Annotated in this window: 24 protein-coding genes and 4 tRNA genes; 19 read left to right on the top strand and 9 right to left on the bottom strand. The window is 52.4% G+C overall.

The features are described from left to right. Position 1: 1 nt before the first annotated feature. Positions 2–958 (bottom strand): galactofuranose ABC transporter, galactofuranose-binding protein YtfQ, encoded by a 957-nt coding sequence (gene ytfQ / locus DDA898_RS16455; protein ID WP_013319111.1) that lies wholly within the window; start codon positions 956–958, stop codon positions 2–4. A 651-nt stretch (positions 959–1,609) separates the two neighbouring features. Here ytfQ and DDA898_RS16450 point away from each other — a divergent pair. Then, positions 1,610–2,095: a hypothetical protein gene (locus tag DDA898_RS16450; protein ID WP_224062110.1), complete on the top strand. Its 486-nt coding sequence runs from the start codon at positions 1,610–1,612 to the stop codon at positions 2,093–2,095. A gap of 612 nt (positions 2,096–2,707) precedes the next feature. Continuing rightward, positions 2,708–2,803, top strand: a complete 96-nt coding sequence (gene mgtS, locus DDA898_RS23260) for a protein MgtS (protein ID WP_022634566.1) — start codon at positions 2,708–2,710, stop codon at positions 2,801–2,803. An 87-nt stretch (positions 2,804–2,890) separates the two neighbouring features. Here the strand turns inward: mgtS and DDA898_RS16445 are convergent, their stop codons facing one another. The 4 genes from DDA898_RS16445 to DDA898_RS16430 all read right to left on the bottom strand — a co-directional run bounded on the left by DDA898_RS16445 (position 2,891) and on the right by DDA898_RS16430 (position 7,190). After that, the gene (locus tag DDA898_RS16445; protein WP_038911752.1) at positions 2,891–3,484 is read right to left on the bottom strand and encodes an ankyrin repeat domain-containing protein; all 594 of its coding nucleotides are present in this window, start codon (positions 3,482–3,484) and stop codon (positions 2,891–2,893) included. Positions 3,485–3,544: 60 nt separating this feature from the next. Next, positions 3,545–5,020, bottom strand: coding sequence for a catalase KatB (katB, locus tag DDA898_RS16440; RefSeq protein ID WP_171850668.1), 1,476 nt, complete (start codon positions 5,018–5,020; stop codon positions 3,545–3,547). A gap of 531 nt (positions 5,021–5,551) precedes the next feature. Further along, positions 5,552–6,049 carry a MarR family winged helix-turn-helix transcriptional regulator gene (locus tag DDA898_RS16435; RefSeq protein ID WP_201765866.1) on the bottom strand — a complete coding sequence of 166 codons (498 nt, stop codon included), beginning with the start codon at positions 6,047–6,049 and terminating at the stop codon, positions 5,552–5,554. A 367-nt stretch (positions 6,050–6,416) separates the two neighbouring features. Continuing rightward, positions 6,417–7,190, bottom strand: a complete 774-nt coding sequence (locus DDA898_RS16430; protein ID WP_013319106.1) for a (S)-acetoin forming diacetyl reductase — start codon at positions 7,188–7,190, stop codon at positions 6,417–6,419. 361 nt (positions 7,191–7,551) lie between these two features. On the opposite strand from DDA898_RS16430, the gene DDA898_RS16425 reads away from it, so the two are divergent. The 3 genes from DDA898_RS16425 (at position 7,552) to cybB (ending at position 9,862) form a co-directional block, all read left to right on the top strand. Next, entirely contained in the window at positions 7,552–8,205 is a 654-nt protein-coding gene (locus tag DDA898_RS16425) for a hypothetical protein (protein WP_013319105.1), read from the top strand. Between the two features lie 107 nt (positions 8,206–8,312). Next, positions 8,313–8,942 carry a LysE family translocator gene (locus DDA898_RS16420; RefSeq protein ID WP_038912619.1) on the top strand — a complete coding sequence of 210 codons (630 nt, stop codon included), beginning with the start codon at positions 8,313–8,315 and terminating at the stop codon, positions 8,940–8,942. A 386-nt stretch (positions 8,943–9,328) separates the two neighbouring features. Then, the gene (gene cybB, locus DDA898_RS16415; RefSeq protein ID WP_038911750.1) at positions 9,329–9,862 is read left to right on the top strand and encodes a cytochrome b561; all 534 of its coding nucleotides are present in this window, start codon (positions 9,329–9,331) and stop codon (positions 9,860–9,862) included. 80 nt (positions 9,863–9,942) lie between these two features. On the opposite strand, the gene DDA898_RS16410 is transcribed toward cybB, so the two are convergent. Beyond that, on the bottom strand, positions 9,943–10,455 hold the full coding sequence (locus tag DDA898_RS16410) for an SRPBCC family protein (RefSeq protein ID WP_033112015.1): 513 nt from the start codon (positions 10,453–10,455) through the stop codon (positions 9,943–9,945). Positions 10,456–11,937: 1,482 nt separating this feature from the next. After that, the gene (locus tag DDA898_RS16405; RefSeq protein ID WP_038911749.1) at positions 11,938–12,402 is read right to left on the bottom strand and encodes a GNAT family N-acetyltransferase; all 465 of its coding nucleotides are present in this window, start codon (positions 12,400–12,402) and stop codon (positions 11,938–11,940) included. Between the two features lie 250 nt (positions 12,403–12,652). On the opposite strand from DDA898_RS16405, the gene pncC reads away from it, so the two are divergent. The 3 genes from pncC to recX all read left to right on the top strand — a co-directional run bounded on the left by pncC (position 12,653) and on the right by recX (position 14,856). Next, on the top strand, positions 12,653–13,141 hold the full coding sequence (gene pncC / locus DDA898_RS16400; RefSeq protein WP_038911748.1) for a nicotinamide-nucleotide amidase: 489 nt from the start codon (positions 12,653–12,655) through the stop codon (positions 13,139–13,141). A 109-nt stretch (positions 13,142–13,250) separates the two neighbouring features. After that, positions 13,251–14,327: a recombinase RecA gene (gene recA, locus DDA898_RS16395; protein ID WP_038911747.1), complete on the top strand. Its 1,077-nt coding sequence runs from the start codon at positions 13,251–13,253 to the stop codon at positions 14,325–14,327. 43 nt (positions 14,328–14,370) lie between these two features. Beyond that, positions 14,371–14,856: a recombination regulator RecX gene (gene recX / locus DDA898_RS16390; RefSeq protein WP_038912618.1), complete on the top strand. Its 486-nt coding sequence runs from the start codon at positions 14,371–14,373 to the stop codon at positions 14,854–14,856. Between the two features lie 40 nt (positions 14,857–14,896). On the opposite strand, the gene DDA898_RS23410 is transcribed toward recX, so the two are convergent. Further along, entirely contained in the window at positions 14,897–15,046 is a 150-nt protein-coding gene (locus tag DDA898_RS23410) for a hypothetical protein (RefSeq protein ID WP_162471549.1), read from the bottom strand. On the opposite strand from DDA898_RS23410, the gene alaS reads away from it, so the two are divergent. The 10 genes from alaS (at position 14,996) to luxS (ending at position 22,406) form a co-directional block, all read left to right on the top strand. Continuing rightward, complete coding sequence (gene alaS / locus DDA898_RS16385) at positions 14,996–17,623, top strand: alanine--tRNA ligase (protein ID WP_038911746.1); 2,628 nt, start codon at positions 14,996–14,998, stop codon at positions 17,621–17,623. The two genes, DDA898_RS23410 and alaS, sit on opposite strands and share 51 nt — an antisense overlap. A 321-nt stretch (positions 17,624–17,944) precedes the next feature. After that, entirely contained in the window at positions 17,945–18,130 is a 186-nt protein-coding gene (gene csrA / locus DDA898_RS16380) for a carbon storage regulator CsrA (protein ID WP_005972168.1), read from the top strand. 303 nt (positions 18,131–18,433) lie between these two features. Next, positions 18,434–18,526 (top strand) — tRNA-Ser (locus DDA898_RS16375). Between the two features lie 7 nt (positions 18,527–18,533). Continuing rightward, a tRNA-Arg gene (locus DDA898_RS16370) sits at positions 18,534–18,610 on the top strand. A gap of 76 nt (positions 18,611–18,686) precedes the next feature. Next, a tRNA-Arg gene (locus DDA898_RS16365) sits at positions 18,687–18,763 on the top strand. Between the two features lie 58 nt (positions 18,764–18,821). After that, positions 18,822–18,898: transfer RNA gene (locus tag DDA898_RS16360), tRNA-Arg, on the top strand. Positions 18,899–19,091: 193 nt separating this feature from the next. Next, complete coding sequence (yqaB, locus tag DDA898_RS16355; RefSeq protein WP_013319095.1) at positions 19,092–19,658, top strand: fructose-1-phosphate/6-phosphogluconate phosphatase; 567 nt, start codon at positions 19,092–19,094, stop codon at positions 19,656–19,658. Then, entirely contained in the window at positions 19,655–20,083 is a 429-nt protein-coding gene (locus tag DDA898_RS16350) for a YqaA family protein (RefSeq protein ID WP_013319094.1), read from the top strand. The genes yqaB and DDA898_RS16350 overlap by 4 nt, the downstream gene beginning before the upstream one ends. A gap of 80 nt (positions 20,084–20,163) precedes the next feature. After that, positions 20,164–21,717 (top strand): glutamate--cysteine ligase, encoded by a 1,554-nt coding sequence (gene gshA / locus DDA898_RS16345; RefSeq protein ID WP_038911745.1) that lies wholly within the window; start codon positions 20,164–20,166, stop codon positions 21,715–21,717. 173 nt (positions 21,718–21,890) lie between these two features. Continuing rightward, complete coding sequence (luxS, locus tag DDA898_RS16340) at positions 21,891–22,406, top strand: S-ribosylhomocysteine lyase (RefSeq protein ID WP_013319092.1); 516 nt, start codon at positions 21,891–21,893, stop codon at positions 22,404–22,406. A 92-nt stretch (positions 22,407–22,498) separates the two neighbouring features. Here the strand turns inward: luxS and DDA898_RS16335 are convergent, their stop codons facing one another. After that, positions 22,499–23,293: a cytochrome C assembly family protein gene (locus DDA898_RS16335; RefSeq protein WP_013319091.1), complete on the bottom strand. Its 795-nt coding sequence runs from the start codon at positions 23,291–23,293 to the stop codon at positions 22,499–22,501. A gap of 172 nt (positions 23,294–23,465) precedes the next feature. Here DDA898_RS16335 and ffh point away from each other — a divergent pair, with 172 nt between their 5' ends. Then, positions 23,466–24,827 carry a signal recognition particle protein gene (ffh, locus tag DDA898_RS16330; RefSeq protein WP_038911744.1) on the top strand — a complete coding sequence of 454 codons (1,362 nt, stop codon included), beginning with the start codon at positions 23,466–23,468 and terminating at the stop codon, positions 24,825–24,827. The last annotated feature ends 112 nt before the right edge of the window (positions 24,828–24,939 follow it).

The raw sequence follows: 24,939 nt of genomic DNA, 5'->3' as shown, positions 1-24,939 counted from the left end.
ATCAATATCCCATGTTCTTTTTCTTATCGAGCTCGGCCTGCGCGCTGTCGGGTTTGAACAGCGTGGACGGCGTCAGAATCAATTTGGGCGGCAGCGTGCCATCCTTTTTATATTTCTCCAGTGCATCAAACGCCGGCCCGGCCATATTCGGCGTCAGCTCGACCGAGACATTGGCTTCACCCGCCAGCATGGCGCGGAAAATATCCGGTACGCCGTCAATCGAGCCGGTCAGAATATCTTTGCCCGGTTTCAAGCCGGCTTCCTTAATAGCCTGAATGGCGCCAATCACCATATCGTCGTTATGGGCGAAGACCATGCAGATATTTTTGCCGTTGTTTTCCGACTTGATAAAACTTTCCATTACCTGCTTGCCGCCGCTACGGGTGAAATCACCGGACTGGGAACGGATGATTTTAATATTCGGCGTTTTGGCGATGGCCTCTTCAAACCCTTTTTTACGGTCAATGGCGACGCTGGCGCCGACGGTGCCTTCCAGTTGCACCACATTACAGGCTTTGCCGTTTTCGTTTTTAATCAGCCAGTCGCCAATCAATGCCCCTTCTTTGATATTGTCGGCGCGCACGGTGGTGAGATAGAGCGAGTCGTCTTTGACGTCAATGCCGCGGTCCAGCAGGATCACCGGAATCTTGGCTTCTTTGGCTTCTTTCAGCACCGGTTCCCAGCCGGTCGCCACCACCGGCGCAATGAAAATGGCGTCCACCCCTTGCGCGATGAAGGAGCGCACCGCCTTGATCTGGTTTTCCTGTTTTTGCTGGGCATCGGCAATTTTCAGGTTAATGCCGTGCGCTTTCGCCTGTTCTTTCGCAACGGTGGTTTCAGCCGCGCGCCAGCCTGATTCCGAACCGACTTGAGAAAACCCCACCGTTAATGGCGCTGCCAGCGCGACGGATGACAGGGACGCACACACAGCTGAAGCTAAAATGACGCGTTTCCACATAAAAGTGTCCTCTCTGGTAATCATTGGCTATCGGTTTTCGTTCTTGGGGATAGCGGTATTATTCGGTATTCAGAATTGTCGCCCGTATTTGGAATGTGTCAGGCGGCGTTATTTTTCCTCCGTCAAACCGTCATGACAAAACAGTAGTTTTTGCCACGGGGAGAGGGTCAGGGCGTATTCGCTGATCTTATGGATAAAATGGCCGTCAGCGGGGAATCTGTGACTCCACGCAAATATTGTTTTATACCCGTCATACTTCAAGTTGCAGGTGCGTTGGCTGCACTCAGTAACCCGAATCACTTACCTGAGTAAGCTCATCGGGATTCCCTCCCTTGCCGCGTTACAAGGCTCAATGAGCCTTGCCCTGAAGGGCCAACGCGTTGCGTTGTTCAAAACGCAACACGTTTTGTCCTGAAACTCGAATTATTTAGGGTATAGGTGATTTTTCGGTATTGGGCGGATGCGTGCCGTATTCTGCAAGCGGCGTCATGTTTTTTTAAATTGCGGTATTTATCACACAAGGTGATGTGCTGTAGTCAGGCCGCGTATTTTCCGTCGACCTGACTTTTTTACCGTGTCCGTGGGCGACATATGGATATTTGTGGCGTTTTGCCTTTTGGCTTATTGCCGGCCTATGGCACAACATGAACCATGCGCGCATCAGGTGATTTCTCTTTATTATCACCACCGAAGCAACGCAACGTTTTACTCGGGATTTACCATTTTAACGGCTTTGCGCTGGTAAAACAGGTTTGCGATATACGTACTTTAAAAATAAGGCTGACAGAAATGACTGAAGAAGATATTTATCCGCTGCTGGGTAAGCTGGCTGATGGTCGTGTTTATTCCTATGCTGTACCTTGTTGTTTATACCATTCGTCTTATCAGCAATGCGCATTTATTCTTTTTTCTCTGAGTCAGGAAAATAATTATAACAGCACACAACAACTGGCGAACCAGTACATTACCGTCAGCGTTGATTGCTATGCCCACACCGTGGCGGCGGCCCGCGCTTTGCGTGAACAGGTACGCACGGCGCTGGCCGTATTGAAACCGTATAAAACGGTTGAATATAACGATTTTGACGTGGAGTTCGAGCAGTTTCGTATGACGCTGGAAGTCAGTGTCGCCCGTTGATGTTATCTCCCCATGGACTACAGCTTCGACGCCTTTGCCCTGAAAGAAGAGGCCGGGCAGGGTAATCAGTCTTTGACGCTGGAATCTTTCGATGTGGAAAATCGCGACAAATACTGATGTGGCGGGTATTAGTCGTCTGTCAGCCTGGCTTATAACTGCTTTTTTAAGGTCGGTATTTTTATACGATTTTTTGTAATGACAGGCTGGCGGTCGGCGTGATCAAAAAGCATTACATTTTTTCTTTGTTTTCTTGTGTTGCTGACAATAAATATAGGTTTTTATTATTATCAATAATCTGCATATACAATTAAATATATATTCATGCGTATAATTTTCTCCGTGAGCAATGCACCGTTGTTTACTAATAACTGCTTTTTAACCAAGTGGTTATGATGGGGGTGACTATATGTATCGGCGGTAGATGCACCCAACGTGATGCTGGAAAACGAGAACGGGAATCTGTCATTTGAGGTTTTTCGTCCTGCTCTGATTTTTTACCAATAAACGAGATATTAATGTTTGCTTAACTTTCGGCCGATAAAATCATCGTGTAGTGAGCGAAAGCGTCGTTAAACCATGAGGTCGTGTTACATGCAGATGTAGGAGGTTGTTATGATCGAACAGGTCACTGTTTATTTAGCGATATTGGCCGTTATCGTTGTTCCGGGATTTCTGGCCGCTTTTCTGAGCCCCAAATGGGATGACTAAATCATGCTAACCCAGCCTGATACCACACGCCCCGCCTGAAAGTTATTGATTCATGCGGGGCGTGCTATTTTAGGTGACACACTTCGGTTATTGCCCTTTTACTTCCCCTTTTCCCAACGCCTGCACGCTGTTGCCCATCGCGTCGGTGGCATTCATATCCGCGCCCTGTTCCTGTAACGCCTTGAGAATTTCCGCACGCTGAAATAATGATGCATACATCGCGGCGGTCTGCCCGGCGTGGTTGCGGGTATCCGGATTGCATTTGGCCGCCAGCAGCAGGCGGGCAATTTTCAGCTCGCCTTTGAACGCCGCGCCCATCAGTGCGGTGTTGCCGCGATTATCCTGCTGGCAAGGGTCTGCGCCGTGGTTGAGCAGCAGCGAAACCGTGTCGTAATGACCGTGGTAAGCGGCCAGAATGACCGCGCTGTAGCCCTTTTCATCGCGCGTATTGAGGTTATAACCGGCGTTGATGAATTCCTGGATCACGGCGTCGTTGCCGGTGCGGGCGGCATCCCACAAATACTGATTGAGCTGGCTCTGAACCTGGCGTTCATTTAGTGCTGGCGCGGCGGGGGCGTTGGAGACCGATGCCGGTGGGGCGACCGGCGCCGTGGGTTGCTGCGCCTGCGCGGTTGTCAGCGTCAACGCCAGCAGGCAGAGAAAGAGACGAAATGGTTTCATGATGACGGTTCCCTGGTCGTTGGCGCCGCCCGGATGAGATGTCCGGGCGGCGACGTTCAGTTAGTCAGCCAGTTTGCTGGCCAGCGACTGTACTTTGCTCAGGTCGCCTTTGGCGACGTCGGTCAGACGGGTGCCGTAGGTCGCGTCGGCCTTGTAGAAATAAGAAAGCATGATGGTCTTGCTTTCGGTGTCGGCCATCGCCAGCGCGGAGCCCAGGCTTTGCACCAGGTCGTCCTGATCTTTTTTGCTGTAGGAGCGATACAGTTCACCAGTCTGCCTGAAGTTCTGCTCCTTCTGGATCTTGCGCTGCTGGGTGGTGCCGCTGAGCGGCGCCTGGCTGTAGCGCGCGGAGGTTAACTCTTCACGCGGATACAGACGGCTCGGCTGATAGTTCACCCCTTTGTCTTGCGTGTGGCCGCTGTTCAGGCTGCCATCCTGATTGATGTTGTTGGCTTGTTTCAGCGGGGCATTGATCGGCAGACTCAGGCCGTTAGCGCCCAGCCGGTACATTTGGGTATCGGCGTAAGAGAACAGACGGCCTTGCAGCAGCCGGTCTTCAGACGCTTCGATCCCCGGCACCAGATTCGCGGGCGCCATAGCGACCTGCTCGGTTTCCTGGAAGAAGTTGTCCGGGTTCTTGTTCAGTACCATCTGGCCGATTTTACGCTCGGGTACACCCGGCCAGATTTTGGTGGCGTCCAGCGGGTTAAAATCGAACTTAGCCAGATCGTCCGGCGTCAACACCTGAATGTAGAGATCCCATTTCGGGTAATCGCCGCGGTTGATGGCTGCCACCAGATCGTTGGTCAGGTGGCTGTAATCCTTGCCCTGAACTTCCTCCACCTGTTTCGGGTCGAGATTCTTCACGCCCTGCAGGGTTTTCCAATGGAATTTGACGTAATGCACTTCGCCTTTGGCGTTGACCAGCTTGTAGGCATGGACGCCGTTGCCGTCCATGTTGCGATAGCTGGCCGGCGTGCCTTCGTTGGAGTAGAGCAGGGTCAGGGTACGGATGGATTCTGGTACGTGAGAGAAGAAATCGAACCGGCGTCCGTCATTATCCTGATTGGTGCGCGGGTCGGGCTTGAACGCGTGCACCATGTCCGGGAACTTGATGGCGTCGCGGATGAAAAAGGTGGGGAAGTTGTTGCCGACCAGATCCCAGTTGCCTTGGGTAGTATAGAACTTGGTGGCGAAGCCGCGCGGGTCGCGCAGGGTTTCCGGGGAATGATTACCGTGTACTACGCTGGAGAAACGCACGAATACCGGTGTTTCGCTGCCTTTTTTGAACACTTCGGCGATGGTCAGGTCCGAAATATCCTCGGTGGCGGTGAATTCCCCATGTGCGCCGGTGCCGCGGGCGTGAACCACGCGTTCCGGAATACGTTCACGATCAAAACGTTGCAGTTTTTGCAGCAACTGAACGTCCTGTAACAGAACCGGGCCGTTGGGACCGGCGGTTTGCGAGTTCTGGTTGTCGCCCACCGGCGCGCCGTTGTCGCGAGTCAGAACATCGGCCATCGCCGGATAGGCCATCAACAGTGAAGACACGATCACCAGCGGCTTTTGCCAGCCGGGGACACGATGTGTAGCGGTGTGATTGCTCATAACTTTCCTCATCTTCCGTATGATTATTATCAACAATAGGGTTTGGTTATTGCTGTGAGTCCATTGCACTGCTCGAAGCTATAAGCAGAGAAAATTCACCATCAGGGAAAGCTGATAACAACGCTGCCCAACTGGTGAATACGTTTTACCTGTCGTCATGACGGGCAACGGTTTTTTCGCTTATGGTCGGAGGTGTGGCTACCACCGGTGTTACTGGCGAGTCGCAAAGACTCACAGCAACTGCAGGTACTTTACCGTTTTTGACACAACGGATAATGGCAGTTGTTTCTATCGAATTAATAGGCATGCCCTGAATAGGGAATAAGGAAAACGGTGAAGGCAACCACGGACAATAATCGGAAAAGGGAATAACGCGTGGGTGGGCGTGAAGGGCGCATGTAAAGCGTCATACCGGAAAGCTCGCGGCGCTTCTGGTAACGGGCTTTCCGGTACGGTGGTTTAGTCGAACGATTCCGTCTGCGAACTGAAGCGTTTGATCGGCACGCTGCCACGATGGTTGTTGCCTTCAACCAGCGTTTTCATCATCTGAATAAAGGCCTTTCTTGACGCCGGTGGTAACGGCGCCAGTAATTTCATCTGCGCCTGATGCATGTCGGCGGCGGTTTTGTTCAGGATCTTTTTGCCCCTAAGCGTGATTTCCACCGTTTTGCGGCGGCGATCGGAATAGTGGGTTTCGCGCCGGACATAGCCTTTGAGCTCCAGTTGTTCAATAGCGCCGGCCAGCGTGGTACGGTCGGTGCCCAGCTCGGCGCCGAGCATGGTCTGGTCCAGGCCGCCGCGAGCGTTGACCACCGTCAGCAGACCGTATTGCAGCGGGGTGATGTCGCCCCTGAGCGCTTCAAAGAATACCGTATGGTGAATCTGGTTTAGGCGACGAATCAGGAAACCGGGGCGTTCCCACAAATCGTCGGTGTTGATTTCATCGTCTTGCATCATCCTGACTCCTTTGTATGACGGCGGCTGTATGCTGGAGACTGTATGACGGCGACCGCCAGCCAACATCGATGTCCCTGTGCGCACGATGCCATGCGTTCTTATTCGGAGTGATTTGGATATTCAGGGACATAGGTACATGCGGCGTCGCGCATGGCGCTGCCAGCATGAGGCGACGCTCTGGTCATAGCCTGCCAACCGGGCTGCCACCATACCACAAATCTGGTTAATTTTTCTTCTGTGTATCGCAACAGGATTCAGGTAGGAAAAATCCTCAGCGCGCCGTAAGACGCGGTGAGGATGCGAATATGTAGATAGCGCGACGGGCAATAGACGCGGGTCGCGCAATTGCAGAGAGCAACTGTGGAGATCAGTTGAAGACCATACCGCCGTCGATCAACAGGGCCTGGCCGGTCATGTAGTCGGAGTCCGGACCGGCGAGATAGGAAACGCAGGCGGCGACGTCTTCCGGTTCGGACAGGCGGCCGAGCGTGATGCGTTTGGCGAACTCCGCCGTGCCGTAGCCGAGCGGTTTGCCGGCGGCTTCGGAAATCTGGCGGTCAATCTCTGCCCACATCGGGGTTTTGACGATGCCGGGGCAATAGGCGTTGACGGTAATGCCCAGCGGCGCCAAATCGCGGGCGGCGGTCTGGGTTAGACCACGCACGGCGAATTTGCTGGAGCTGTAAACCGCCAGTTCCGGGTTACCGACGTGACCGGCCTGAGACGCGGCATTGATGATCTTACCGCCCTGGCCCTGAGCCTTGAAGGCTTCCACCGCCGCCTGTATCCCCCAGATGACGCCTTTTACGTTGATGTTGTAGACCTTATCGACGATTTCCGGTGTGATATCTTCAATCAGCGTGGTGGGCGCGATACCGGCGTTATTGACGATAACGTGGAAACCGCCCAGCTGTTTGTGCGCGGTGCGTACCGCATCGAACACCTGATCGCGGTTTGAGACATCGGCGGTAAGCGCGATGGCGTTACCGCCGTGGTGTCTGATTTCCTGCGCCACCTGGCCGGCGGTATCGCTGTTATAGTCCACGACCGCCACGGCAAAGCCGTCTTTTGCCAGACGAAGAGCGATGGCCTTGCCGATTCCCTGGCCTGCGCCAGTGACCAATGCGACTTTCTGTTTCATGGTCTTTTCCTGTGTTGTGAATGAAAGAATAGCCACTGCAGGCAGGCTAGCGCGCGATAACAGGAATGAAAACTTATAGTAAATATCGAGAACTATCATTTTAATGGATTAACTTTTTTTATTTGAAAATAAGTCTGTTTATTACCACTGTTTACTGTTGGTTTTTGTGCTGCTTTATTCTGAGTAGTGAACCTGAGGCTAGGGAACGATCCGTCTCGCACTGTAAAGCGTGCTCCGGAAACGGTTGATCTGGAAAGATTGGTCTGGAGAAGGCGCGGCACACAGTGTACCCTGCGAAGAACACCATCCGGGCCATGCCCCGCCGATATCTGTCTTGATGACTGTTTAAAAGCCGGTAACCATGAGCTACATCGATACCATCAAACACGAACTGGTTGGTTTCCTTAACGGATTGCCAATCTATCATCCGCTTGAAGAGGTGACGGATTCGCCCTGGGGTGCGGATGATTTTTCCTGTACGCCGGACAATCTGATTATTGGTGGCGGCGCAGGCGAGCATCCTGCGCTGGTTATCCACCAGTTAGGGGCGCTGGTGGCATCTTACCTGTTGTTGTGCCTGCAAAAGCACAATGAATTTTTTCCCGAACAGCCTGACCCGCTGCCGGCAATCTCGGTAGATCGGTTGTACGAAATGGCGGAGCGGCAGCGCTCGCTGGAGTTTTGCGGCTGGTCGATGAACCATGTGAAGGAGTTTGTCGATCTGGCGCGTTCGCCGCTGCATCCCAACCCGTTATCGGATCTGGGGGTCGCTGAAGAGTGGATTGAGCACTCTATCGGTGAATTCGTTTATTACTCGTTGCCGGAGCTTAACCCGCTGGATGCGAAAATAGCGCGGCTGCCCGGCATGGGAGGCTGGTTTCCCGGTTATTGGATGTGCAACGTCACCTGTCCGCCGCCGAACTATGTCAAAACACGCAAACAGTCGTTGCTGTCCGGCTCGTTTCAGGATCACGGTTTTTTCCGCTGGGATTACCGCTACCCGCCGGAAGAGTAATCGGCGGCGGCGCAATGTCATGATGACGGCAGGTACGAAATGAGATTGAGGCGGTTTGCAAAAACAGTTACACCTGAGGGCTGTCTGCTGTTTGCCGAGGTTTGATGATGGTCAGTTCATCCCAGTTGTTACCGTTTGCCGCAGTTGCGTTAGGTCTGGTGTTGACGCCCGGTCCGAATATGATTTATCTGCTCTCGCGTACCGTCTGTCAGGGGCGGCGAGCCGGCCTGGTGTCGTTATCCGGCGTCGCGCTGGGGTTCCTGTTCTATATGAGCGCTGCAGCGCTCGGTATTACCGCCATCATGATGGCCGTGCCGCTAGCCTACGACGTGCTGCGAATCGCCGGCGCGTGTTATTTGCTGTGGCTGGCCTGGCAGGCTGTGCGCGGTGGCGCATCGCCTTTCCAACTGCGCGAACTGAAACCGGACAGCAATCGCCGCCTGTTTGTCATGGGGCTTGTCACCAACCTGCTGAATCCTAAAGCTGCGATACTTTACCTTTCTCTGCTGCCGCAATTTATTCGCCCGGAGCAGGGGAGTGTGCTGGCGCAGTCGCTGACGCTGGGCATCACCCAAATCGCTATCAGCATGACGGTCAATGCGTCGCTGGTGATGGCGGCAGGGTACATCGCCGCCTTTCTGGCAGAGCGCCCGTTGTGGCAACGTGTTCAGCGCTGGCTGATGGGAACGGTGTTGGCCGGGCTGGCGGTAAGGATGCTGGTGGATAGTCGGCGCTGATGCGCGCGCAGGCGGTCAGCGTTGGCCGCCCTCCCTCTATGCCTTGGGCGCTTTTGCCGTTTCTTTGCCTGGCCGACGGCTCCTGTTCGACGCTGTTATCCCTGTCAAATTCGACTTACATCCCGCCAACCAACCTTACCGACAGATGACAGTTCTATACACTGAAGCTGGTAATGTTTGTCTCAACCCTTGTTGATGTTGTGTTATTTATCCCTGTCAGAGAGTAGTCATTTTTCCCGCCTTCCCATTAAGGCGGGATTTTTTTGTCCAAAAGAACGTTTCGCTGCTGCCGGATAAAAACTAATGCTAGCTTAAGATAGTGAAGTTAGGCTGTATGCGTTTTATATTCACACACTGATTGTATGCTCATACAGAGAAGGAATTCCATGAAGACCAAGTATCACTCATCTCAGATTGTGTTGCACTGGCTGGTATTGCTGCTGGTAATAGTCACTTATGCCGCTATGGAGCTACGTGGTTTTGCTCCGCGCGGGAGTAGTGCGCGAGCGCTGATGTCGACTATTCATTACAGCTGCGGCGTGTCCGTGTGGGTGTTGATGATCCTGCGGGTTGTACAGCGCTTTCGCCATCCTACTCCGCCCATCACGCCACCACCGGGACGACTGCTGGTGATCGCATCCCATGCCGTGCATGGCTTTCTTTATCTGATGTTCCTGGCGTTGCCGGTGCTGGGTGTGCTGGGCATGTACTATCGCGGCGCCGACTGGTCGATATTCGGTATTGCGATGCCGTTCGCTGCCGAATCGAATGAAGATATCAAGCAGATATTGCTGAACATCCACGAGCTGATTGCCAACGCCGGGTATTTCCTGGTAGGGCTTCACGCGGTAGCCGCCTTGTATCATCACTATGTGGTGCGCGACGATACGCTGCTGCGGATGATGCCTAACAAGAAATAATATCGATGGTTGTTGATAAAACAGACGGCGGGGTTTTCCCGCCGTCTGTCTTTTATGCCTGTCGCAGAATAAAGACGGGATCAACGCTCATCAGGCGGCGGCGTTGTTCCAGCACCTGGCTGTTCCGCCATCTGTTTGAAGCGCAACAGCGTTTTGTGCAACATCTCTTTAGGTAGTAGCTGAAACACCTGGCTGAGGGTGCGCCCCAAAAAACCGCCAGGAGGATCGAAACGAATACTGAGGGTCACTTCGGTGCCGTCACCGTGCGGGGCGGGACGAAACGAGAGGCGTCCTTCGTTCGGGATTCTGGCGCCAGGCAATGAGCGCCAGTGAATAAACTGGCCGGGTTGCTCATCCACGATACGCGCCTGCCATTCAATATATTGGCCGAGCGGCGCTTTCATCCGCCACAGAGAATCCGTGCTATTGATGATATCGATGCGGGCGACATGGTTCATCAGCACCGGTAGCGTTTTAGGGTCGCGCCACAAATCGAACAGCACATCCGCCGGACGGAAAATGACCAATGAACTACTGAGCCGATCGGTGTGATTATCCGTAATGCCAGATCGACGTAAGAATGCAGGTGGCACGTTTTCTTCCCCTCCTGATTGACCTGAGACAAACTCTGTTCTGCTTTTTTGATAACCGCTCGAAATAGGCAAGTAAACCCTTTTCTGTAACGGGAGTCGCCGTGTCTTCTGGCGAGTGTACGTGATGCCTGGGGAAACCTGCAAACCCGCTGGAAATAAAAACCGGTTTTAGCGCAGTGACGGGCCGACGCTGCCGATATCGGGCAGGGGAGGATGCGCATTCTCACAAAAACAGAAGAATAATGAACGCTGTCAGAGCAGGTTGGCGGATTTCTGTTACACTTTTACTTAGTATTAATTGACTGCAGTGCCATGTTATAGAGTAAGGAATTTTTTTCGATTGTCATTTTTATTTGGCCCATCTCTGATGGGCTTTTTGTTTTATTGTGGTAATGACGGTAGGGATTATTGGCGTGTTTTCTATTTTTTTTATTTTGTGATAGTCGAAAAATAAATGAGATAAATTGTTTTTTAAGGTTGTTTTAATCTTCCTGGTGTAATTTTATCAGCAGGTAATGATTTTACCGCGCCAAACACCAGGTTTTTTATAATAATTAGCTAGTATTTGCCCACCTTTTGGTGGGCTTTGTTTTTTCATCTTCTTTTTATTTTTAGTGAGGATTTGCATTGATGGTTTTTTTGTTTTTCCTAATGTTGGCTTAATATTTATATTGTAGCATTCTTATCAGGCGGCGGAACGCCGCCAACCTGTGTCTTCAGGATGCTTCATGCCAGAGAATAGTGTCATTTTGCCCACCAGTTGGTGGGCTTTTTTTTTGCTTGTAACACAGTGGGTTAATTAATTGGTGGCCGATTTTGTTTTTTTATCAATGTTTATGTGAGTATGAGATAAAACTAAGGTTATTTTAAGGAATAACTGGTAAATTTATTTTCAGGCAGTGGATAACTGTCGTGCCAGTACTACTAAATCTTTGCTGTTGAAAAACCCAATAGCTTTGCCCACCAGTTGGTGGGCTTTTTTTTATGTCTATCCACCGGCGTTGTGTTTCAATATGGCAATAGTTCCGCTAGGTATAATCATGCCGGAAAATAAAAATATTTTCTTTTCGGGGTAAGGTTATTGGTTTTCTCGCCGATAAATAAAAAAGAAAAGGAGCACTCCAGAAAATAAGCTATCGTAGCCCAACGCACTTAAAGCAGAACAAGATGCAAAAACTAAATGGGAGAGTGCCGCGCTAATTACCCGCCAGGGATGAAACACCGATAACAAGGCTTTTTATACCCAGGGGATTTTGAGTTTGCAGGACAGTGGCAAACAGCGTAACCCCCAGTCGTTTACCGAAGTCAGGGACTGGAAACGAAGCAGCCAATACGCCAGCAGCTTGAAAGATAACAGGTATATCATGAAGTCGATTCGCCTGATGTGTTAATCCACCATGTAGCCAGTGGTATTTCGCAACACAGGCGCTATTCCTTTCTGTGGGTTCCTACCCAACTGGCCTGTCAACTGGCAGGCCAGCATTATTTCAGGTCCAGATACCACGCCTGCCGGGATTCATCTGCTGTTGAGGCGGTGAGAGAAATACGTTGAAAGCCCAGCCGTTGGTAAAGCCTGATCGCCGGGTAGTTATCGCTCATGACCGTCAGCGTCAGGCGCGACAAGCGAGCACCGGCATCATTAATCAGCGCACGCATTAATCTGTCTGTCGCACCGGTTCCACGCAGGGAGCCTGCGACATAGACACCCCAGATAATCCCTTCTTCATCGTTTTGCCCGGCATAGGCGGCGACGCCGCATAACTGGAATTCCGGCTCGAACACGCCCCATACGCGATTATTTTCCAGACGACTGAGAAAAGCGCCGACAGGTTCCGCCTGCTCTTTTTGCCAGGTGCTGCCGAAGGCGTGCGGGGCTTGCCGCAGCCCTTCCAGCCGGATACGTCGAAATTCAGCGAGATCATCGGTTGTCAGTTGGCGAATTATCATCGGCTGTGCCTTGTAGCGCCAATAAAAAAGCCCCGAGGCGGGGCATGCATGTCGTAAAAACGCTATCGTCGTTATTATTGTGTGTCAATCATATACAGTCACAGTGACAATAATAAGACAACGCGCCGCGCCATGTTGCGCGCCGCCTCGCATTCCTGTTAAGCAACGGGGTTGCACGAGGAAAAGTGCTACCCTGAGGGAGAATGTGTTCATTACTATTGAGCTGCGATGGATAAAACAGGGTGCTGCGATGACAGAAACTGAAATCTTGCTACTGAGCGCGCTGGTGGGAGAACGTCTGAAGGCGCGTCAGGCGAAAATAACCTGCGCCGAGTCCTGTACCGGCGGATGGCTGGCCAAGGCGATTACGGATGTGCCCGGTAGTTCGGCATGGTTTGACTACGGTTTTGTGACTTACAGTAATCAGGCCAAGCAGGCGCTGATTGGCGTGCAGGCAAACACACTGGCGCAGTTTGGCGCGGTTAGTCGCGACGTCGTGAACGAAATGGCGGCGGGGGCGCTAAGTCGCTCCGGTGCGGATATCGCCGTATCGGTCAGCGGTATTGCCGGGCCGGACGGCGGAACGCCAGACAAACCGGTGGGAACCGTATGGTTTGGTTTTAGCGATAAAAACGGCAACAGTGTGGCGCAAAGAATGCAGTTTGACGGCGATCGCCATGAGGTTCGTTTGCAGGCGGTGGCTTTTGCCCTGCAGACGCTGCTGGAGAGATTTTTATAAAATAGGCTTGATGCTGTATGAGTATACAGTATAATGCGGCCATCGGTTCGGTGAATCATGAATAAGCAACGGCGTAGAGGCAGCGGCAGGCTGCGCGACAGGAGTAGAAATGGCTATTGATGAGAACAAACAAAAGGCACTGGCGGCGGCGCTGGGTCAGATCGAAAAGCAATTCGGTAAAGGTTCTATCATGCGTTTGGGCGAAGATCGCTCAATGGATGTTGAAACGATCTCCACGGGCTCCCTGTCGCTCGATATCGCACTGGGTGTTGGTGGTTTGCCGATGGGGCGTATTGTCGAAATCTACGGCCCGGAATCCTCCGGTAAAACTACGCTGACGCTGCAGGTGATTGCAGCTGCACAGCGTGGAGGCAAAACCTGTGCGTTTATCGATGCTGAGCACGCGCTGGATCCGATCTACGCCAAGAAACTGGGCGTAGATATCGATAATCTGCTGTGTTCCCAGCCGGACACCGGCGAACAGGCGCTGGAAATCTGCGATGCGCTGGCTCGTTCCGGCGCGGTGGATGTGATTATCGTTGACTCCGTGGCGGCGTTGACGCCGAAAGCGGAGATCGAAGGCGAGATCGGCGATTCGCATATGGGGCTGGCGGCGCGCATGATGAGTCAGGCCATGCGCAAACTGGCTGGTAACCTGAAACAATCCAATACGTTGCTGATCTTTATCAACCAGATCCGTATGAAGATTGGCGTCATGTTCGGTAACCCGGAAACCACGACCGGTGGTAACGCGCTGAAATTCTACGCTTCCGTCCGTCTTGATATCCGCCGCATCGGCTCGATTAAAGAAGGCGAAGAAGTGGTCGGGAGCGAAACCCGCGTCAAGGTCGTGAAGAACAAGGTTGCCGCACCGTTCAAACAGGCCGAATTCCAGATTCTGTATGGCGAAGGGATCAATACCTACGGTGAACTGGTTGATCTGGGCGTGAAGTACAAGCTGATTGAAAAAGCAGGCGCCTGGTACAGTTACAATGGTGACAAGATCGGTCAGGGCAAGGCTAACGCTTGCAATTTCCTGAGGGAAAATTCGACCATCTCCGCCGAACTGGACAAGAAACTGCGCGAAATGCTGCTGCACAAAGATAATGAAGTCGTGCCGAGCGTTAGCGGTGAACGCGCTGAGTACGATGAGGAAGCCGCTGGCGAACTCAACGACGATTTTTAATGGAACGTCGTAGCATGGACAGCACATTCTCGGGATGACAGGCATGTCGAAAGTACTCCGCTATGCGATGAATGTGCTGGCTGTGCGAGATCATAGCGAGATGGAATTGCGCCGCAAAATTGCGGCGTATTTGCAGACAAACCGTGAGTGCGACAATGCAGACGAATCTGCATTGTCCGAGCTCGATACCCAAATCGAGCAGGCGGTGGACAGCTGTCGGCAACAGGGCTGGCTGGATGATGCGCGCTATGCCCTGCGTTATATTAGTAGCCGCTGCCGTAAAGGATATGGTACTCAGCGTATTTGCGCCGAGCTCAATCAGCGGGGCATCGATAAATCTACCCAGCGTATGGCGCTGCAGTCCTGCGACATTGACTGGTATCTACAGGCGAAAGCAGTGGCGACCCGTAAATTCGGTTCACCGTTGCCAGTGAACTGGCAAGAACGTGCCAAAGTTCAGCGTTATTTGCTTTACCGCGGTTTTTCCCACGATGAAATTCAGTCGGTATATATGAATTTTTCCGATTGAACGCATACGGGATTTTACTTCCCCCCTAAGAAAATTTATCTTATTCCCACTTTTTTTGTTTCGCGTTTGGCTTGGTCACATCAGCATGCTGCATCTGCCTTGCCCGCGACTGTTCTTTTAGCTTGATTTCAGGACAATTATGAGCAAGAGCACCGCTGAGATCCGTCAAGCGTTTCTCGACTTTTTCCATAGTAAAGGTCATCAGGTTGTCGCCAGTAGTTCCCTGGTGCCAAACAATGATCCTACGTTGCTGTTTACCAATGCCGGGATGAACCAGTTCAAGGACGTTTTCCTGGGGTTGGACAAACGTAATTATGTGCGAGCCACGACCTCTCAGCGCTGTGTGCGTGCCGGCGGTAAGCATAACGATCTGGAAAACGTGGGTTACACTGCGCGTCACCACACCTTCTTCGAAATGCTGGGTAACTTCAGCTTCGGTGATTACTTTAAACGCGACGCCATCATTTACGCCTGGGAATTGTTGACCAGCCCGCAATGGTTTGGTCTGCCCAAAGAAAAATTGTGGGTTACGGTTTACGCCACCGATGATGAAGCCTATGACATTTGGGCGAATGAGGTGGGCGTGCCTCACGAACGCATTATCCGCATCGGCGACAACAAAGGTGCGCCATACGCGTCGGATAACTTCTGGCAGATGGGCGATACCGGTCCTTGCGGCCCTTGCTCTGAAATTTTCTACGATCATGGCGATCACATCTGGGGCGGACCGCCGGGAAGCCCAGAAGAAGATGGCGACCGCTACATCGAGATCTGGAACCTGGTATTTATGCAGTTCAACCGGCAGGCCGATGGCACCATGCTACCGCTGCCGAAACCATCGGTTGATACCGGCATGGGGCTGGAACGTATTTCCGCCGTCCTGCAGCATGTAAATTCCAACTACGAGATCGATCTGTTCAAAGCACTGATCGCGGAAGCCGCCAGCGTGGTGGGAACCGACGATCTGAACAACAAGTCACTGCGCGTCATCGCCGACCACATCCGTTCTTGTGCATTCCTGATTGCCGATGGCGTAATGCCGTCGAATGAAAACCGCGGCTATGTGCTGCGTCGCATCATTCGTCGTGCTGTCCGTCACGGTAATATGTTGGGTGCGAAAGAAACCTTCTTCTATAAGCTGGTTGGTACTCTGATTAAGGTAATGGGGCCGGCTGCCGAAGAGCTTCAACGCCAGCAGGGGCTGGTGGAGCAGGCGCTTAAGAATGAAGAAGAGCAGTTTGCCCGTACTCTGGAACGCGGGTTGCTGTTGCTGGACGAAGAAATTAAGCAGCTAAAGGGCGATACCCTGAGCGGCGAAGCGGCGTTCCGTCTCTATGACACTTATGGCTTCCCGGTCGATTTGACCGCGGATGTTTGCCGTGAGCGTAATCTGAAAGTGGATGAAGAGGGTTTTGAACGTGCGATGGAAGCGCAACGCCAGCGCGCACGTGATGCCAGCGGCTTCGGCGCCGACTACAACAGCCTGATCCGTGTGGATGAGTCTACAACGTTCTGCGGTTACGAACGTACTGAGCAGCAGTCGAAGGTCGTGGCGATTTATCGTCAGGGCGAGTCTGTGCAGGAAATTCAGGCGGGTGACGATGCGGTCGTAATCCTGAGCGAAACCCCGTTCTACGGCGAATCCGGCGGTCAGGTTGGCGATCAGGGCGAGTTGACGTCGGCGGCAGCCCGCTTTTCTGTCGCCGATGCTCAGAAATACGGTCAGGCCATCGGCCATATCGGCAAACTGACCCAGGGTTCTCTGCGGGTGAACGACAAGGTGGATGCCGTGGTGGATCATGTCCGCCGTGACCGCATTCGTTTGAACCACTCGGCGACTCATTTGTTGCACGCAGCCTTGCGTCAGGTCTTGGGCGAACATGTGGCGCAGAAAGGTTCGCTGGTCAATGACAGCTACCTGCGTTTTGACTTCTCTCATCCGGAAGCGATGAAGCCGGAGCAGATTCGTCAGGTGGAAGATATCGTCAATACCCAGATTCGTCGTAATCTGCCGGTAGAAACGGACGTAATGGCGCTGGATGCGGCCAGAGCGAAAGGCGCGATGGCGCTCTTTGGTGAAAAGTACGAAGAGAATGTCCGCGTGCTGTCGATGGGGGATTTTTCCATCGAATTGTGTGGCGGTACTCATGCTCGCCGCACCGGCGATATCGGCTTGTTCCGGATTGTATCTGAATCGGGTACGGCAGCGGGTATTCGTCGTATTGAAGCGGTTACCGGCGAGAATGCTATTGTCGCTCTGCACCATCAGAATGATTTGCTGCATGAAGTCACACAACTGGTGAAAGGCGATAGTAACAATTTGGCAGACAAAGTGCGTTCTTTGCTGGAACGTACCCGCGGGCTGGAAAAAGAGTTGCAGCAGTTGAAAGAGCAGCAAGCCGCGCAGGAAAGCTCTTCGCTGTCCAGCAAGGCGAAGGATATCAACGGGGTGAAGCTGCTGGTGACGCAGTTAAGCAACGTTGAGCCCAAGCTGCTGCGGACGATGGTGGATGATCTGAAGAACCAACTGGGTTCTGCGGTGATTGTGCTGTCGACGGTGGCGGATGGCAAAGTCAGCCTGATCGCCGGTGTGACCAAAGAATTGACCGATCGCGTCAAAGCGGGCGAGTTGATTGGCTTTGTGGCAAACCAGGTTGGCGGCAAAGGTGGTGGTCGTCCGGATATGGCGCAAGCAGGCGGCAGTGATGTCGATGCGTTGCCATCGGCGTTGACCAGCATTGAAGCCTGGGTGGTTGATAAGCTATAAATATTAAATACGTGTTATCCCGGCAAAAACGCCATGACTATGAGTGGCTTTGGCGTTTTTAGCTTGCGGTAAGGATGGCCGTAAACAAGACTGTTCATAGGTCGTCTGTGGAGCTCCAGAGACGACCAGTGAGGCGAAGTCTGGTTGTGATAACAAAAAGCGCAAGCTGTCTTATATCGACTAAACTGAACATTAGTAACAGACAATGAGTGAGATGATGAGACATTTTCGTCATCCAGGTTTACGTTTTCCCCAACCATGATGGATAATGACGGGAGAACGGAGAGACCTGACTCTTTATAATCTTTCAAGGAGCAAAGAATGCTTATTTTGACTCGTCGAGTTGGCGAAACCCTCATGATCGGCGATGAGGTCACGGTTACCGTACTAGGAGTAAAGGGCAATCAGGTTCGTATCGGTGTTAACGCGCCGAAAGAAGTCTCTGTACACCGTGAAGAGATTTACCAGCGTATTCAGGCAGAGAAGTCTCAGCCTACCTCCTATTGATTGAATAGCGTCTCGTGTTGGCGAGGCGCTGTTGTTCAAGTATTTCTGTCCGCTCCTGTATTTTCCTTTTTGCCAATGAATAGTCTCCCGGGCATTTGCTGTTGTGAGTGCAAATAACTGGTTGTTTTATTGGCGATAAAGCATGCTTTTTGTCGTTAATCTGTTCTTGTTGGGTGCGAAGTGTTCAAACGGAACTGATATCGGAAAAATTGTTTGACTTATAAGTCCGGGAAAGTAATATGTGCGCCACGCAGACAGGTGAGCGCTGAATGAAGACGAAATTCAGTGGTTACCGGTCGGTACGGTGAGGTGGCCGAGAGGCTGAAGGCGCTCCCCTGCTAAGGGAGTATGCGGTCAAAAGCTGCATCGAGGGTTCGAATCCCTCCCTCACCGCCATTAAATTGCATCCATAGCTCAGCTGGATAGAGTACTCGGCTACGAACCGAGCGGTCGGAGGTTCGAATCCTCCTGGATGCACCATTTAATGTAATGCATTATCTGACAACAGCATTGTCAGTGATACAATTTAAGAGAAGTTTGCAGTAAGTCTTGAAATGCATCCGTAGCTCAGCTGGATAGAGTACTCGGCTACGAACCGAGCGGTCGGAGGTTCGAATCCTCCCGGATGCACCATTCTCCTGATGCTGTTTCCTCTTTGTTGTAACATCAAAATCTAAGCAATTTCTAAAATGCATCCGTAGCTCAGCTGGATAGAGTACTCGGCTACGAACCGAGCGGTCGGAGGTTCGAATCCTCCCGGATGCACCATCTTCTTCAAAACCATCTTTGTTTCCTTCCAAATCATCGCCTTTCTTTTGTTTAACGCTTTGTGTTTAACGCTTTGGTATTTCACCCGTCTGATATATCTATTTCACTGTTTTTACTAAGGTTATTGAGTAAGCGACAATGTTTTGAGTTTGCGTTAAAGTAGTCGTCTCTTTTCGGTGGGTACGGAGTCATGATGTACGATCGCTATCAGGGCCTGATCTTTGACATGGATGGCACTATTCTCGATACGGAACCAACCCATTGTCAGGCGTGGCAACAGGTACTGGCAAAGTATGGTATGAGCTATGACAACGATGCCATGACGGCGCTGAACGGCGCGCCGACCTGGCGCATTGCCGAAGTGATTATCAACCAGCATCAGTCAGATCTCGATCCGCATAAACTGGCGGCGGAGAAAGCGTCCCTGACCGAAACCATGCTGATGGACACCGTACAACCACTGCCGTTGATTGAGGTCGTCAAAGCCTATCATGGCCGCCGCCCGATGGCCGTTGGCACCGGGAGCACGCATGGTCTGGCCGAGCGTCTGTTGCGCCATCTTGGCCTGCGTGATTATTTTTCTGCGCTGGTCGGCGCTGATGATGTGCAGCGGCATAAACCTTTCCCGGATACCTTCCTGCGTTGTGCAACATTAATCCAGGTTGCCCCTGAGCACTGTGTCGTGTTTGAAGATGCCGATTTTGGTCTTCAGGCCGCCGCCAGTGCCGGTATGGATGTGGTTGACGTAAGAACGCTGTGAGTGAGTTCTGGGCGGTCTTTTCCCTGTTCTGGAGCAGCTTCCTGAGTGCGACGCTGTTGCCGGGCAGTTCTGAAGTCGTGCTGGTATCGCTGCTGTTAACCCACAGCACCAGCCCATTGCTGCTGATTGTTATTGCTTCCATTGGTAATACGTTGGGAGGGATCACCAATATCATTGTCGGGCGCTTGATACCCGAACTTAAGCCGCAAAGAGGATTGGATACCGCCCGACGCTGGTTGCAGCGTTACGGCACCGCAGCATTATTGTTTAGCTGGGTGCCGGTGGTCGGCGATATATTGTGCGTATTGTCGGGTTGGCTAAGGATGCCCTGGGCAAGCTCCGTAATATGTATTTTTATCGGAAAAACGTTGCGCTATCTGGTAGTAGCTGGCGTGGCGCTGAAATGGACGATGGGAACCGGGTGAGTTGTAATCGCGATTATTGTCCCCATATACCATCCATTATTCTTATTAACATGACTAAATCTTCATAGCGGGAGGTCAATTTGATCCCGGACGTATCAAAAGCGCTGTCCTGGCTGGAAAAACATCCTCAGTCGATAAAAGGGATCCAGCGTGGTATTGAGCGTGAAACACTGCGCGTGATGGCAAATGGACATCTGGCGAAAACAGGACATCCGGAGAAACTGGGGGCGGCGCTGACTCACCCCTGGATTACCACGGATTTTGCTGAAGCATTGCTGGAATTCATTACGCCGGTTGACAAGGATATTGATCACCTTCTCGCCTTTTTGCGTGATATTCATCGTTATGTGGCGCGTAATCTGGGTGATGAGCGCATGTGGCCGTTAAGTATGCCTTGCTTTATCGAAGCCGGGCAGGATATCGAACTGGCGCAGTATGGTTCATCGAATATTGGCCGTTTCAAAACGCTATATCGCGAGGGCCTGAAAAACCGTTATGGCGCGTTGATGCAGACCATTTCCGGCGTGCACTATAACTTTTCGCTGCCGCTGGCATTCTGGCAGGCCCGTGATGGTATTACCGACGCTATCAGCGGCAAAGAAGCGATTTCCGCCGGGTATTTTCAACTGATTCGTAATTACTACCGCTTCGGCTGGGTAATTCCGTATCTGTTTGGTGCATCGCCGGCGATTTGCTCCTCTTTCCTGCAGGGCAAAGAAACCCACCTGCCGTTTGAGCGTTCGGAAAAAGGGATGCTCTATCTGCCGTACGCCACATCGCTGCGTTTAAGCGATCTGGGCTATACCAACAAATCGCAGAGCAACCTTGGGATTACCTTCAACAGCCTGGACACCTATGTTTCGGCGCTGAAAAGGGCGATTCACACGCCTTCTGAAGAATATGCGGCGATTGGTCTCAAAAAAGATGGCCGTTATCTGCAGTTGAATACCAATGTGTTGCAGATCGAAAACGAATTATATGCGCCGATTCGGCCGAAACGCGTCACCCGTCCAGGCGAGTCGCCTTCCGATGCGTTGCTGCGTGGTGGAATCGAGTATATCGAAGTGCGTTCGCTGGACATTAATCCGTTCTCGGCAACCGGCGTCAGCGCCGAACAGGCTCGCTTCCTCGACCTGTTCCTGATTTGGTGTGCGCTGGCGGATGCGCCGGAAATGAGCGAAGCGGAACTGCTCTGCACGCGTAAAAACTGGAATCAGGTGATCCTGGAAGGCCGTAAACCGGGTCAGACGGTAGGCATGGGCTGCGATACGACGCGTCAGACGATTGCTGATGTTGGGCGCACGCTGTTTGCGGATCTGCGGCGTGTTGCGGAATTGTTGGATCAGGGGCAGGCTACGTCGTACTATCGACAGGTCTGCGACCAACTGGTGGAAGGGTTCGACGACCCAGACAAGACGTTCTCCGCCCGGATTCTGGCGATGATGCTGGAAAATGGCAGCGGCGGTGTTGGTTTGCAACTGGCCGGGCAGTACCGCGAACAACTGTCGCAGGAGCCGCTGGAGATTCTGTCTGAAGTGCAGTTTACCTCTGAGTGCGAGCGTTCATGGCAGCACCAGCGTCAACTGGAGTCGGAAGATACGTTGAGTTTTGACGCCTATTTGTCCAGACAGTAAGGCCGGTAGCCGGTAAAAGAAAAGGCCACTCGATTGTCATCGGGTGGCCAAAGAAACATCTCTGATAATAGGGATGATGATAATAAATGCGCGTCTTTCATTTATTATGACCGGTACCGGTAAGAAAAGTTTCCTGGAAACGAGAAATAAATTTTTCATGAGGAGGTGGCAAGATGCCATTACTAGATAGTTTTACTGTCGATCATACTCGTATGGCTGCGCCGGCCGTTCGGGTGGCCAAAACCATGACAACCCCTCATGGTGATACGATTACCGTGTTTGATCTGCGTTTCTGTCGTCCTAACCAGGAGATCATGCCGGAGCGTGGTATCCACACGCTGGAGCACTTGTTCGCTGGTTTCATGCGTGACCACCTTAACGGTGACGGCGTGGAAATCATCGATATCTCGCCTATGGGTTGCCGTACCGGCTTCTACATGAGCCTGATTGGCACGCCGGAAGAGCAACGTGTGGCGGACGCCTGGAAAGCGGCCATGACGGATGTGCTTAAGGTCACCGACCAGCGTAAAATCCCGGAACTGAACGAGTATCAATGCGGCACCTATGAAATGCATTCCCTGACCGAAGCGCAGGACATTGCACGCCACATTTTGGATCACGACGTTCTGGTCAACAAAAACGACGATCTGGCGTTGCCGAAAGACAAACTGGCGGAATTGCACATCTGACTTGCGGACTTACGTTAGCGTGTGACAGTAAAAAAGAGAGCGAGGCTCTCTTTTTTTATGCGCTTGATAAAGTGCTTAAGCCGCGACGGCGGTCAATGCGCCAGGAAGTTCTGGATTACCCGACTGCCGAAGTAGGAGAGCGTCAGCAACAGGGCGCCGATGAGGTTGAACCACACGACCCGGCGTCCGCGCCAGCCTTCGTGGTAGTGCCCCCAGAGCAGCAGAATGTAGACAAACCATGCCAGCAGGGAGAACAACGCCTTATGCAGGTTCTCTTTATTGCTGAGCAAATCGTTCATGTAGATAAGGCCGGTGCATAGCGTCAGCGTCAGCAGGATGACGCCAATCTGGGTAATGTGGAACATCTTGCGTTCGATGCCCAGCAGCGGCGGCATGTCGGCGGCAAAGCCCAATTTCTTGGTTTTCAGCATGTAGTCCAGCAATGCCAGTTGCAGCGCATACAACGCGGCAATCATCAGCGTGGCGTAGGCAAACAGCGCCAGACCGATATGCACCATTAAACCGGGCATCGCTTCGAGGTGGGTAATAAACTCACCCGGCATGAAACTGGCGAACGCCAGATTAATGAATGCAAAGGTATAGACGATGGGCAGCAGGAACCAACCGCGATTGCGCGACGCTACAATGGTCATGACCGTGCAGATAATCAGGCTAATGAGGGACCCGATGTTCAGCAGGCTCAGGTTTTGTCCGACCTGAACATCGAAAATACGCTGATACAAGGCCACTGCATGGCAGACCAGGGCGATCGTAGCGGATACCACTGCCAGACGGCGGTAGGTTCCGTTTTTTCGCACCAGACTGGGAATAATCAGCCCCAGACTGAGGAAATAGGCCGCTAAAGCTACAATGGCGAAGACAGACATAGCGATAGGTTATTCAATATCAACTGAGTAAAATGAAGGGTCAGTATAGCCTTAGTCGCCACCGCCACCAACCAGTTATCCGTGCCGGCGCACGCAGATTGGTCTGGCTTTCGTGTTATACTCCTCGTTGTTCGCGTCGCGGTAGCGGCCAGTTTCACATTGAGCATGAGATATGTTTGAAAATTTAACCGATCGACTATCGCGCACTCTGCGCAATATCAGCGGCCGTGGGCGGCTGACGGAAGACAATATCAAGGATACGCTGCGTGAAGTCCGTATGGCGCTGCTGGAAGCGGACGTGGCGCTGCCGGTGGTGCGTGATTTCATCAATCGTGTAAAAGAGCAGGCGGTTGGTCACGACGTCAACAAGAGCCTGACGCCGGGGCAAGAGTTCGTCAAGATTGTTCAGAACGAGCTGGTGACCGCCATGGGCGAAGTCAACCAGGCGCTCAATCTGGCCGCACAGCCGCCGGCGGTGGTGCTGATGGCGGGCCTGCAAGGGGCGGGTAAAACCACCAGCGTTGGTAAGCTGGGTAAATTCCTGCGTGAAAAACAGAAGAAGAAAGTGCTGGTCGTGTCGGCGGACGTGTATCGCCCTGCGGCGATCAAGCAGTTGGAAACGCTGGCGGAGACCGTTGGCGTTGATTTCTTCCCCTCGGAAGCGCATGAAAAGCCTATCGATATCGTTAACCGCGCGTTGCAGCACGCCAAACTGAAGTTCTACGATGTTCTGCTGGTGGATACCGCCGGTCGTTTGCATGTCGATGACGCCATGATGGACGAAATCAAGCAGGTACATGCGTCGATCAATCCGGTGGAAACCCTGTTTGTGGTTGACGCTATGACCGGTCAGGATGCGGCGAATACGGCTAAAGCTTTTAACGAAGCGCTGCCGTTGACCGGGGTGATTCTGACCAAGATCGATGGTGATGCCCGTGGTGGTGCGGCGCTGTCTATCCGCCATATTACCGGCAAACCGATCAAATTCCTGGGCGTCGGCGAGAAGACCGACGCGCTGGAGCCTTTCTACCCGGACCGTATCGCTTCGCGCATTCTCGGTATGGGCGATGTGCTCTCGCTGATTGAGGAACTGGAAAGCAAGGTCGACCGTTCTCAGGCCGAGAAACTGGCTAAAAAACTGAAGAAAGGCGATGGCTTTGATCTGACCGATTTCCTGGATCAGCTAAAGCAGATGCGCAATATGGGCGGTATGGCCAGCATGATGAGCAAGCTGCCGGGCATGGGGCAGATTCCGGATAACGTGAAATCGCAGATGGATGACAAGGTGCTGGTGCGGATGGAGGCGATCATCAACTCCATGACGCAACAGGAGCGCGCCAAACCGGAGATCATCAAAGGTTCGCGTAAGCGTCGCATTGCGATGGGGTCCGGCATGCAGGTGCAGGATGTCAACCGACTGCTAAAACAGTTTGATGATATGCAGCGCATGATGAAAAAGATGAAGAATGGCGGCCTGGCCAAGATGATGCGCGGCATGAAAGGGATGATGCCGCCAGGTTTTCCGGGACGCTGAGTCGGGGAAATGTGACCCCGACAGAAAAGTCGGTGGTGCGAATGCATGGTTTTAGATTGCTTTTTGCACCAAAATGAGTAAAATATTCGGGCTTTTTATATGACACTGGGCC

The sequence above is a fragment of the Dickeya dadantii NCPPB 898 genome (assembly GCF_000406145.1).
GTDB classification, from domain to species: domain Bacteria; phylum Pseudomonadota; class Gammaproteobacteria; order Enterobacterales; family Enterobacteriaceae; genus Dickeya; species Dickeya dadantii.
This window is presented reverse-complemented; position numbering and strand designations above follow the sequence as displayed.

Coding starts and splice junctions, on each gene's coding strand:
- DDA898_RS16420 (WP_038912619.1), top strand. CDS start 8,313: ATGGTCAGTTCATCCCAGTTGTTACCGTTTGCCGCAGTTGCGTTAGGT.
- ytfQ (WP_013319111.1), bottom strand. CDS start 958: ATGTGGAAACGCGTCATTTTAGCTTCAGCTGTGTGTGCGTCCCTGTCA.
- alaS (WP_038911746.1), top strand. CDS start 14,996: ATGAGCAAGAGCACCGCTGAGATCCGTCAAGCGTTTCTCGACTTTTTC.
- DDA898_RS16435 (WP_201765866.1), bottom strand. CDS start 6,049: ATGATGCAAGACGATGAAATCAACACCGACGATTTGTGGGAACGCCCC.
- DDA898_RS16335 (WP_013319091.1), bottom strand. CDS start 23,293: ATGTCTGTCTTCGCCATTGTAGCTTTAGCGGCCTATTTCCTCAGTCTG.
- pncC (WP_038911748.1), top strand. CDS start 12,653: ATGACAGAAACTGAAATCTTGCTACTGAGCGCGCTGGTGGGAGAACGT.
- csrA (WP_005972168.1), top strand. CDS start 17,945: ATGCTTATTTTGACTCGTCGAGTTGGCGAAACCCTCATGATCGGCGAT.
- cybB (WP_038911750.1), top strand. CDS start 9,329: ATGAAGACCAAGTATCACTCATCTCAGATTGTGTTGCACTGGCTGGTA.
- recX (WP_038912618.1), top strand. CDS start 14,371: ATGTCGAAAGTACTCCGCTATGCGATGAATGTGCTGGCTGTGCGAGAT.
- yqaB (WP_013319095.1), top strand. CDS start 19,092: ATGTACGATCGCTATCAGGGCCTGATCTTTGACATGGATGGCACTATT.
- mgtS (WP_022634566.1), top strand. CDS start 2,708: ATGATCGAACAGGTCACTGTTTATTTAGCGATATTGGCCGTTATCGTT.
- ffh (WP_038911744.1), top strand. CDS start 23,466: ATGTTTGAAAATTTAACCGATCGACTATCGCGCACTCTGCGCAATATC.
- DDA898_RS16405 (WP_038911749.1), bottom strand. CDS start 12,402: ATGATAATTCGCCAACTGACAACCGATGATCTCGCTGAATTTCGACGT.
- DDA898_RS16425 (WP_013319105.1), top strand. CDS start 7,552: ATGAGCTACATCGATACCATCAAACACGAACTGGTTGGTTTCCTTAAC.
- DDA898_RS16450 (WP_224062110.1), top strand. CDS start 1,610: ATGCGCGCATCAGGTGATTTCTCTTTATTATCACCACCGAAGCAACGC.
- luxS (WP_013319092.1), top strand. CDS start 21,891: ATGCCATTACTAGATAGTTTTACTGTCGATCATACTCGTATGGCTGCG.
- DDA898_RS23410 (WP_162471549.1), bottom strand. CDS start 15,046: ATGGAAAAAGTCGAGAAACGCTTGACGGATCTCAGCGGTGCTCTTGCT.
- DDA898_RS16430 (WP_013319106.1), bottom strand. CDS start 7,190: ATGAAACAGAAAGTCGCATTGGTCACTGGCGCAGGCCAGGGAATCGGC.
- katB (WP_171850668.1), bottom strand. CDS start 5,020: ATGGCCTATCCGGCGATGGCCGATGTTCTGACTCGCGACAACGGCGCG.
- recA (WP_038911747.1), top strand. CDS start 13,251: ATGGCTATTGATGAGAACAAACAAAAGGCACTGGCGGCGGCGCTGGGT.
- DDA898_RS16445 (WP_038911752.1), bottom strand. CDS start 3,484: ATGAAACCATTTCGTCTCTTTCTCTGCCTGCTGGCGTTGACGCTGACA.